At 74.0% G+C, this 10,762-nt stretch carries 4 protein-coding genes; all 4 read right to left on the bottom strand.

The annotated features are described in order from the left end of the window. Nucleotides 1-7 precede the first annotated feature (7 nt). The 4 genes from ACIGXJ_RS30025 to ACIGXJ_RS30010 all read right to left on the bottom strand — a co-directional run bounded on the left by ACIGXJ_RS30025 (nucleotide 8) and on the right by ACIGXJ_RS30010 (nucleotide 10,602). Complete coding sequence (locus ACIGXJ_RS30025) at nucleotides 8-6,283, bottom strand: SDR family NAD(P)-dependent oxidoreductase (protein WP_399651851.1); 6,276 nt, start codon at nucleotides 6,281-6,283, stop codon at nucleotides 8-10. Beyond that, entirely contained in the window at nucleotides 6,280-7,947 is a 1,668-nt protein-coding gene (locus ACIGXJ_RS30020) for an NAD(P)/FAD-dependent oxidoreductase (RefSeq protein ID WP_399651848.1), read from the bottom strand. Before ACIGXJ_RS30020 ends, ACIGXJ_RS30025 begins: the two co-directional genes overlap by 4 nt. 83 nt (nucleotides 7,948-8,030) lie before the next feature. Then, nucleotides 8,031-9,296, bottom strand: a complete 1,266-nt coding sequence (locus ACIGXJ_RS30015) for a cation:proton antiporter (RefSeq protein WP_399651845.1) — start codon at nucleotides 9,294-9,296, stop codon at nucleotides 8,031-8,033. 37 nt (nucleotides 9,297-9,333) lie between these two features. Continuing rightward, nucleotides 9,334-10,602 carry an NAD(P)/FAD-dependent oxidoreductase gene (locus ACIGXJ_RS30010; protein ID WP_399651842.1) on the bottom strand — a complete coding sequence of 423 codons (1,269 nt, stop codon included), beginning with the start codon at nucleotides 10,600-10,602 and terminating at the stop codon, nucleotides 9,334-9,336. Nucleotides 10,603-10,762: the final 160 nt, after the last annotated feature.

Here is a 10,762-nt window from a genome sequence, read left to right as displayed (position 1 = left end):
GGGCCTGTCAGCCGGCGGTCTCGGGCGGCTCGCCGCCGGGTGCGGGCGCGTCCGCGAGCAGGTCGCTCAGAGCCCCGGCCAGGGCCTTCGGGGTGCCGTAGGCCCACAGCAGGGTCGGGGACAGGCGCAGGCCGAGTGCGCCTTCGAGCCGGTTGCGCAGCTCCAGGCTCATCAGGGAGTCCAGGCCCAGGGACTTGAACGGGGTGTCGTCGGCCATCCGGTCGGGCGCGATGCGCAGCACCCGGCCGGCCACGTCCCGGACGGTGTCCTCCAGCAGGGCGGCCCGGTCCTCGGCGGGGGCGGCGAGCAGCGCGGCACGCAGGCCGCCGGCGGAGGCCGGGCCCTGCCGGTCCCGCTGGGCCAGTTCGTACATCGGGCGCCAGCTGCCGCAGGCGACCGTGTCGGGGTAGGCGTCGAACCAGCGGCGCGGGTCGAGCTCCACATAGCCGGTGACCGGGTGCTCGCCGTCCAGGAGGGCCACCAGCGCGTCCCAGGCCTCCTCGGGCGCGAACCCGCCCATGCCGCGTTCCTCCAGACGGGCGCCGCGCCGGCCGTCGTGCGCGGCGAGGCCGACCTGCGTGAAGGGGCCCCACTGGACGCTGAGCGCGGGCAGGCCACGGCGTCTGCGGGCCTCGGCGAGAGCGTCGAGACTCGCGTTGGCGGCGGCGTAGGCGGCCTGGCCGACGTTGCCGACGAGGGCGGCCGCGGACGAGAACAGCACGAAGAAGTCGAGCGGGTCGCCCGCGGTGACGGCTTCCAGATGGCGGGCGCCGACGGCCTTGGGCCGCAGCACCTCGGCAATCTGATGATCCGTCAGGTTTTGTACGGTGGCGTCGGACAGCACGCCGGCCGCGTGCACCACCCCGCGCAGCGGCGGGAGTTGACCCCGGACGGCGTCCAGAGCGGTCCGCAGCGCGGCCTCGTCGCCGACGTCGCACCGCACGGCCTCGACCCGCGCGCCCTTCTCGCGCAGCCCGTCGAGGACGCCGGGTGCCGGCGCGGAGCGGCCGAGCAGGATCAGGGCGCCCGCGCCGCGCTCGGCGAGGAAGCGGGCCAGGGACAGGCCCAGTCCGCCGAGTCCGCCGCTGATCAGATAGCTGCCGTCGGCGCGCAGCCGGCCGCCGGGCAGCGGCTCGGCGGTGACGCGGTCCACGGTGCCGGGGCCGAGCAGCACGAACCGCTCGGCGGAGGCGCCCGTGGCGAGTTCGCGCAGGGCCGGGCCGGCCTCGGCGAACCCGTAGGGCCGTACGGGCAGCGGGTCGAGCTTGCGCTCGACGATCCGCTCCCACACCTCGGCCAGCGCCCGCGCGAACCGGCGGGGCCTGCGCTCGCGCAGTCCCGGCATGTCGAGTGCGGCGTAGCTGATGCCCTTGGCGAAGGCGTCCAGGCCGAGGAGGCGTCCCTGGCGGATGTCGGCGCGGCCCAGTTCGACGAACCGGCCGTCCTCGGCGAGCAGGTCGAGCCCGGCCCGTACGGCCGCGCCCGGCAGGGAGTTGAGGACGACGTCCACGCCCCGCCCGCCGGTCGCCTCCCGCACCTGCGCGGCCCAGTCCAGGCCGCGGGAGTCGAAGACCCGGGCGACGCCCAGTTCTTCGAGGTAGGCGCGCTTCTCGGCGGTGGCGGCGGTGGCCAGGACGTTGGCGCCGAGCAGCCGGGCGATCTGCACCGCGGCGAGCCCCGCGCCGTCGGCCGCCGAGTGGATGAGGACCGTCTCGTCGGAGTCGACGCGGGCCAGCTCCACCAGCGCGTACCAGGCGGTCGTCATGACCAGCGGCAGCGCCGCGGCGACCTGGTCGTCCAGCTCCGCCGGCACGGGCCGCGCGTGCTCCGCCCGTACGGTGACATGGCTGGCGAGGGCGCCGGGCGCGCACGCCACGACCCGGTCGCCGGCCGCGAACAGCGTCACGTCGGGGCCGACGGCCGTGACCCGGCCCGCGCACTCCGCGCCGAGCGGCCGCGCGGGGTCGGTCCCAGGGTCGCCGAGACCCAGCGCCCGCAGCGCGTCGGACAGTCCGAGCGCGGCCGCGGTGACGGCGACCTCGATCTCGCCGGGGCCGGGGGTGCGGCGGGCGAGCGGGAAGCAGCCGACCGCGTGGTCGCCGCCCGGCCGGACGAGGCCCAGGCGGAACGGCTGGGCCGCGGTGGTGGGCACCGGCAGCGGGACCGCGCCGTCGTCGGCGGCCGAGTCGCCGCGTACCAGCCGGCCCGCCAGCCGCCGGCCCGCCCGCAGGGCGACCTGGTCCTCGTCGTCGTCGGTGAGCAGCTCGGCCGCGCACCGGACGGGCCACTGCGCGTCCTCGGGCTCGAAGTCGACCACTCGGGAGCGCAGTTCGCCGTGCTCTCGCCGCAGCACACGGGCGTAGCCCCAGTACAGGGCCGCGCCGGGGTCGGGCTCGGTGCCGCCCGCGGCCTGCGCGGCCGCGGTGAGGACCACCAGCCGCGGCGGGCCGTCCAGGGCGGTGCAGGCGCGCACCAGCGCGGTCAGCTCCCCGAGCCCGCCCGCTTGGGCGTCCGCTCCGGCGCCGCGCCTCGGGGCGAGGAACACGACCCCGTCGGGCTTCCCGTCGGCGAAGGGGTCGCCGCCGTGGGCGAGGTGCCCGCGTCCGATGTGCTGGACGCCGGCGCCCCGCGCGCGCAGCGCGTCGGCCAGTTCGGCGGCGCCCTCGGTGCCGACGACGGTCCAGGTGCCGGGGCCGGACGTCGTCGAGGCGGCCTCGCCGTCCGTCACGTCCGCCCACACCAGCCGGTGCAGCCGGGCCAGGTGGGCCGAGCCGCCGGCCGTGCCGGGCAGCGCGGTCAGACGGACGCCCTGGAGGTGCATCAGGGGGCGCCGGCCGGTGTCGTAGAGCCGTACGTCGAAGGTGCCGTCGGCGGCGCGTACGGCGTGCGACCACAGTGCGGTGACCGGTTCGGAGAGGTCGCCGAGCAGGGTGACCGCCTCGATCCCGGTGGGCACGAGCGCGCTGCCCGCGTCGATGTCCTCGCACAGGGCGAGCGCGACCTGCAGGGCGCCGTCCCACAGGGCCGGGTGCAGGACGTGCGGGCGGTTCCCGGCGCGCAGCCGGCCGGGGAGGACGACCTCGCCGAGCGCCTCGGCGGATCGCGCCCCGCCGACGCGCAGGCTGGTGACGCCCCGGAAGGCGGGCCCGTACTCCAGTCCGCGTGCGGCGCAGTCGGCGTAGAACTCCTCGGCCGGCCGTGGCGCGGTGTCCTCGGCCCAGGCGGGGAACGCCGGTGCGGCGGGCGGGGCGGCGAGCGGCTCGACCCGGGCGGTGGCGTCGACCTGCCAGGCGCCGGCCGGGTCGGGCAGCGACATGAGCCGGAAGCCGCCCTCGCCGTCCGCCCGGTCGTCGCGCCACTCGGCGGTCAGCCGTACGGGGCTGTCGCCGAGGGCGATCTCCTTGCGGAAGGCGATGTCCTCGATGCGGACCGGGGCCCTGCCGGTGCGGGCGCGGGCCGTGTTGACCGCGAGGGTCAGCATGGCCGTGCCGGGCAGCACCGGTGTGCCGTGCACCCGGTGGTCGCCGAGCCAGGGCAGGTCGGCGAGCGAGAGGTCGAGGGTGCCGTGCCAGGCGCCGGGGTCGGCGGGCGCCGGGGTGAGGGTCACCTCGAAGCCGCGGGCCGGGGTGCCCCGGCCGCGGTCGGGCGTCCAGTGGCGCTCGGAGCGCAGCGGATAGCCGGGCAGCGGGACGACCCCGTGCCGCGGCAGCGTGCCGAACGGCTCCAGGCCGCTCACGTAACCGCGGGCCAGCGCCAGCGCGAAGTCCTGGCGGCCGCCCTGCTCGCGGCGCAGCGACGGCAGCACGGCGACGGGCTCCTCGCGGCCGGCGGCGAGCTGCTCCACGGCCGGGACGAGGAGGGGGTGGGGGCTGATCTCCACGACGTGGGTGACGCCGTCGGCGAGCAGCGCCTCCATGGTGTCGGCGAACAGCACCGGGCTGCGCAGGTTCTCCACCCAGTACGCCGCGTCCATCTCCGGCCCGTCGAGCCGCCGTACGCGCACGGTGGACATCAGGTCGATGCGTCCGGGGCGCGGGCGGGCGGGGGCGAGGGCGGTGAGCAGGTCCTCGCGCAGCGGGTCCATCTCGGGGCTGTGCGAGGCGTAGTCGACGTTGACGAGCCGGCAGAAGACGCCCTCGGCCTCCAGGATCTCCTTGAGGGTCAGCACGGAGTCCTTCTCGCCGGACAGCACGCAGGAGCGGGGCCCGTTGTGCACGGCGAGGGAGACGGAGTCCTCGAACCCGGCGAGTGCCTCCAGCGCGGAGTCGCGGTCGAGGTCGACGGCGAGCATCCTGCCGCGCCCGGAGGTGCGGCGGGCGATCGCGCTGCGCCGGGCCATCACCAGGGCGGCGTCCTCGTAGCTGAGGATCCCGGCGAGGGTGGCGGCGGTGATCTCGCCCTGGCTGTGGCCGAGGACGACGTCGGGTTCGACGCCGGCGGCCCGCCACAGTTCGGCGATGCCCAGCGACATCGCCCACAGGGAGGGCTGGAGCATGTCGATGCGGGTGAGCCACTCGTCGCCGGCGTTCCCGGTGAAGACGTCCGTCAGTTCCCAGTCGGTGTGCGGGCGCAGCGCGTCGGCGCAGCGGCGTACGACGTCGGCGAACAGCGGGCTGTCGCGGAAGAGTTCGCGGCCCATGCCCTGCCACTGGGAGCCCTGCCCGGGGAAGACGAACGCGGTGCGGCCGCGCGGCACGGTCCGGCCGGTGGTGACGCCGTCGGTGTCCTCGGCGCCGGCGGCGTGGGCCCGCAGCCGCTCGGCGAGCTGTGCGGGGCTGTCGGCGACGACGGCCGCGCGCTGCGGGAAGTGGTCGCGCCGCCAGGCGAGGGTGCCGGCCAGCGCGTCGAGCCCGTCGTCGGCGGTGCGCCCGGCGGCGTCGGCGAGCCGGGCCGCGACCTCGGTGAGGGCCGGCTCGGTGTGCGCGGACAGCGGCACGACGGCGGGCAGCCCGGTGCGCGGCCGGTCCTCCGCGGCGGGCTCGGGGCTGTTCTCGGGCGGGGTCATCAGCACCACGTGGGCGTTGGTGCCGCCCCAGCCGAAGGAGTTGACGCCCATGTACAGCGGGCCGGTCCCGGGCAGCGGGTGCGGTTCGCGGACGACGCGCACGCCGAGCTCGTCGAAGGCGATGGCCGGGTTGAGCTCCGCGGAGTGCAGGCTGGGCGGCACGACGCGGTGGCGCATCGCCAGCAGCAGCTTGAACAGGCCCGCCATGCCGGCGGCGGCCTCCAGATGGCCGATGTTGGTCTTCACCGAGCCGACCAGCAGCGGCTGGTCCGCGGCGCGGCCGGGGCCGAGGACACGGCCCAGCGCGCCGACCTCGATGGGGTCGCCGCGGCCGGTGCCGGTGCCGTGCGCCTCGATGTAGGCGGGCTGGCCCGGTGGCAGACCGGTGCCGTCGTAGGCGCGGCGCAGCAGGTCCTCCTGCCCGTCGGGGCTGGGAGTGACCAGGCTGTCGCCGCCGCCGTCGTTGTTGACGACCGTGCGGACGACGACGCCGTGGATGCGGTCGCCGTCGGCGAGGGCGCGTTCGAGGGTCTTGAGGTAGAGGGCCGCGACGCCCTCGCCGCGCACGAAGCCGTTGGCCTGCGCGGAGAAGGTCTTGCAGCGGCCGTCGGGCGCGAGCGCCCCGAAGTGGGTGAGCCCGACGGTGACATGCGGGTCGAGCATCAGGTTGGTGGCGCCGACGATCGCCGCGTCGACCTCGCCCTCGCGCAGCGCCTGCGCGGCCAGGTGCAGGGCGACCAGCGAGGAGGAGCAGCCGGTCTCCACGGTCATGGACGGGCCGCGCACCTTCAGGAAGTACGACAGCCGGGCGGCGATCACGTCCAGGGCGTTGCCGACCAGGCTGTGCGGGGTGGGCGCGGCCCCGCGCTCCTTGCGCAACAGCTCGTAGTCGTGCCAGGAGGCGCCGACGTACACGCCGGTGCGGGTGCCCGCGAGGTCGGCGGCGCGCTGTCCGGCGTCCTCAAGGGCGCGCCAGCCGACCTCGAGGAGCAGGCGCTGCTGGGGGTCGACGGCGGCGGCCTCGCGGGGGGAGATCCCGAAGAACTCGGCGTCGAGGCGGTCCACGTCGTCGATGAAGCCGCCGACCGCCTGGATCTCCTTCTCGGGGTCGAGCTGCTCGCCGCTGTCCCAGCGGTCCGGCGGCACGGGGCCGATGGCGTCGCCGCCCTCGCTGAGCAGCCGCCACAGGGCGTCGGTGTCGGGGGCCTTGGGGAACCGCCCGGCCATCCCCACGATGGCGATGAGCCGGGACGGGTCGTGGCCGGGCGGGACGGTCATGCGTGCCCCCTGGACAGGCGCATCTTCACCAGGCCCTTGCTGGCGTTGATCATGCGGGGGCCGATCTCCGGCGGCGCGTCCCTGCGGCACCACACGGCGTTCTTCGCCATCTTGCCGGGGCTCATGTTGAAGCAGCGGGTGTCGCGTTCGCCGAGCCGGAAGGACGGGGCGATGAAGTCGGCGTGCCGGATGTGCTCCAGGATGCGGGCCGCGGCGGTGCCGGCGTCGAGGGTGCCGGCCTCGACGGCCTGGCAGGCCTCGCGCGCCAGGTCGCCCATCTCGTTGAAGCCCTCGCTGACGGGCAGCGGCGAACCGGGCCGCTTGGACTGCTCCAGCTCCAGGAACACCGCGTCGCTGCCGGTGCGCTGGTAGCGGTAGTAGGCGTCCTCCAGCATGACGTTGCCGAGCATCGTGCCGAGCATCCAGGTGCGGTTGACCGCGTTCCACAGCTCGTAGTCCTTGAAGCCGACGAAGGAGCTGTAGACCAGGCTGTCGTGGAAGTCGAACAGGCCCTGCTGGAGGCTCTCCAGGTAGGAGAACCGCTCGGTGGACCAGTCGCCGTCGCGGGACGCGGCGATCAGCCGCCAGCCCAGCGCGTTGACGATCTCCAGGGTGTTGGTCAGGCCGCGCGAGTACAGCGCGTCGATGAAGCCGGCGGCGTGCGAGGTGAGGCAGAACCGGTCACCGACGACCCGGTGGGCGGAGTACTGCAGCCGCCCGGTCGACACCCACGGGCGTACGGCCTTGGCGCCCTTGAACTGCCAGGCGATCTCGGGGAACCTGGCGAGGAAGTCGTCGAACTCCTGCTGCGCGCCCGCCTCCGACTTGGGGAACTTGCGCGGGTCGTAGGTGAGGCCCACGCTGCACAGCGGGTTGAGGGACTCGGGGTGGTTGTCGAAGGGGATGACCCACAGCCAGCCGCCGTCGAAGACGTGATGCAGCGTGCCGTGGTGCCAGGGGTTGGGCTGGTCGTGCGGGCGCGCGGTCGGGGACGCGTCGAACGGCTTGACGCCGATCATGTGGGTGAACATGGACCGCGAGTGCGTCAGCGCGCGGGTCGGCTTCTCGCGCAGGTCGAACTTCTCCGCGAGCGGCGAGCGGAAGCCGCTGCCGTCGACGACGTAACTGGCCCGGAACTCCTCGCCGTTGTCGGTGCGCAGCACCGCGCCGCTGTCCGGGTCGATCTCGATGTCGGCGATCCGGGTGGCCAGGCGCGGATGGGCGCCGTACTTCACGGCGACATGGAACAGGTAGGAGTCGATGTCCTGGCGGAACAGATGGGTCTCGGTGCGGATGGCGGACGGCACGACCAGCTGGTTGATCCGGCGCGGGTCCTGGGCCCGGCCCTCCTCGTGGTAGACGAAGCCGAAGTTCTGCTTCTGGCCGCACTGGCGCGACACGCTCTGCCGGATGCCCTTGAAGCTGGACAGCGGCTTGAGCTCGGGCACGTCGTAGCGGTCGGCGATCATCCGGGTCATGCCGGAGGTGTAGGGGATCGTCGACTCGCCGACGGCGAACCGCGGATGGGTGCCCGCGTCCAGCAGCAGCACCTTGACGCCGTTGCGCGCCAGCACCGCGCCGAGCATGCCTCCGGCCATGCCACTGCCGAGGATGGCCACGTCGTAGCGGTCGTCGCTCCTGGGCCGAGCGGTCTTCTGGGACAACTCCCTCACCCTTGCCTTCCGTTGCTGTGTGGGGTCGGGCCCTGCGGGCCGGGTTACGCGCGTGTGTGGAGCTGGGACGTTGTTCAGGCCCGGCCCGCCGGGGTCACGGCCGGTTCCGGTTCGTCGGCGGGGGGCACGGCCGGCACCTCCACCGGCTTGGAGTAGATGACCGACAGCAGCGGCCCGGTCATCGCGGTGGTGATCACGGCCATGACGACCATCAGGGAGTACAGCGAGCCGTCCAGCAGGCCCAGTTGCAGGCCGACGCCGAGGATCACCAGTTCGGTCAGGCCCCTGGTGTTCATCAGCGCGCCGAGCGCCGTGGCGGGCCGCGGCGGCAGTCCCTGGGAGCGGGCGCCGAGGTAGGTGCCGCCGAACTTGCCGACGACGGCGACCAGCAGGATCAGGCCCAGGTCGACGAGGTCGTCGCCGCGCAGCCCGCCGAGGTCCACGTTCAGGCCGGCGACCACGAAGTACACCGGCAGCAGCAGCCCGGTGACCTGCCCGGTCCGCTCGTGGATCTCCGCGCGCAGCACGGACGTTCCGGCCTTCGGCATCACCACGCCGAACAGGAAGGCCCCGAAGATGTAGTGCATGCCCATGGCCTCGGTGGCCGCCGCCGACAGCAGCACCCCGATCAGCACCACGGAGAGGTTGCGGGCGCTGAACGGCGCCGGGATGCCGCCCGGCAGCAGCAGGGCGCGCAGCAGCGGCCGCACGACGCCCACCATCAGCAGCAGGTAGGGCACGGTCAGCGCGACCCGCCAGTGCTCCCCGCCGCCGCCGACGGCGGCCTGCACGGCGGCGAGGCCGGTCCACGCGACGACGTCCACGCTGGCGGCGGTGGCCAGGGCGATCCCGCCGAGCGAGGTGCGGCTGAGGGCGCGGTCCTCCAGGATGCGGGCCAGCACCGGGAAGGCGGTGACCGACACCGCGAGTCCGACGAACACCACGAACGCGGCCTCGTGTCCGCCGCCCCGGCCGTCCAGCAGCCGGAAGGCGAGGGCGATGCCCAGGGCGAAGGGCACGACGGTGGAGCCGAGCACCGACCCCACCGTCATCCGGCCACGACCGCGCAGGGTGCCGCCCTCGATCTCCAGGCCCACGAGGAACATGAACAGGGCCACGCCGACGTTCGCCATCGCCGTCAGCAGCGGGCGCATCTCCGCCGGGAACAGCGTCCGGGCCAGCTCCCCGCCGAACAGGGTGGGGCCCAGCAGGACGCCGGCCAGGATCTCCCCGACCACGGGAGGCTGGTGGACGCGCGCCGCCAGCCTGCCGAGGCCCCGGGCCAGACAGAGGATGATCGCGAGGTCGACGAAGAGCAACTGCACCTGAGAACTGGTCATGTCCGGTCTGCCTCACTCGCCAGGTCGTCTCGGCGGGTCACGCCTTGAAGTCGACGGAGTCGCCGACGAGGTCGGACAGGTCGAGGTTGAGCATCGGGTGCTTGCCGCTCAGGCCCGAGATCAGCTGGACGAAGTCCGCGGAGGGCTCCCGGGTGCGCTCGGGGTCGACCATCTCCTGGGCGAGGCTGTAGTAGAACTCCTTGTACTTGGTGCGGTCGTAGAACCGCTCGACGAAGGAGCGGATCTCGTCGAAGAAGCCGCGGTAGGCGGTCGCGTAGCGCTTGAGGGCCTGTCCCTCGATCTCCGGGTGCTTCACGATCTGGTCGGCGATCTTCGACAGGACGCTGCCGGCCAGGGTGGCCAGGGCGACACCGGTGGAGAACAGCGGGTCGACGAAGGCGGCGGAGTCGCCGACGCACACCCAGCCGTTGCCGTAGAAGGTCTCGCTGGTGTACGACCAGTCGCGGGCGGAGCGCCAGCCGGCCGCCTGGTTGGCGGGGGCCAGCATCTTCTTCAGCTTGGTGGACTTCGCGACCTCGTCGGCGAAGATCTCCTGGAGCGAGCGGCCGTCCTTGCTGACGTGCGAGGAGCGGGTGACGTAGCCGACGCTGATGGTGCCCTTGTCCAGCGGGATCGCCCAGAACCAGCCCTCGTCGAGGCCCTCGATGAGGATGTTGGTGTACTCGTCGCCGGGCAGCCGCTCGCAGTTGTCGAAGTACGTCCACACCGCGACGTTGCGCAGCTCCTCGTGCCAGGTGACCTCGGAGTAGCGGCGGCTGAGCAGCCGGGACTGGCCGGAGGCGTCGACGACGAGCTTGGCGCGCGCCTCGTGCTGGGTGTCGACGCCGCGCAGGGTGAAGCGGACGCCGGTGACGCGGCCGTCCTCCTCGACGGGCTCCTTGACGGTGGCGTCCTCCAGGACGAACGCGCCGAGTTCGCGGGCGCGGTCCAGGATCAGCGAGTCCATGTCGGCGCGGCGGGTGTGGAAGGCGTACTCGTAGGCGCCGCCCTCGATGAACGAGAAGTTCCACGGGACCTGCTCGTTGCCCCACACCAGGGTGCCGCCGTACTTGCGCTCGAAGCCGCGGGCGTCCATGCGGTCGGTGATGCCCAGTTCCGCCATGGGGCGCATGAAGGCGGGGATGAGGGACTCGCCGACGTGGTAGCGCGGGAAGCGCTCGCGGTCGAGGACGAGGACCCGGTGGCCACGCTTGGCGAGAAGGCCCGCCGTGGTGGCGCCTGCGGGGCCCGCGCCGATGACGATGACGTCGAATTCGTCGGGGACACCGAAGAGTGTGGACGGCATGCTGAGACCTTCCCTTGTCCGATTCCGTGGTCGGCGCGTGCGGATCCGCAGCCCCGCCGATGCGGCGGGGCCGTCCGTGCGCCTGCTGGAAACCCCGTTCTGCCTGGGGTCGAGAGAACCGGTTCGCGAACCGACTGGTCCGTGACCGGATGCGCTGGTC

Source organism: Streptomyces sp. NPDC053367, assembly GCF_044545925.1.
GTDB lineage: Bacteria > Actinomycetota > Actinomycetes > Streptomycetales > Streptomycetaceae > Streptomyces.
Note: the sequence above shows the minus strand (reverse complement) of the source record. Positions and strands in the feature narration are given on the sequence as shown.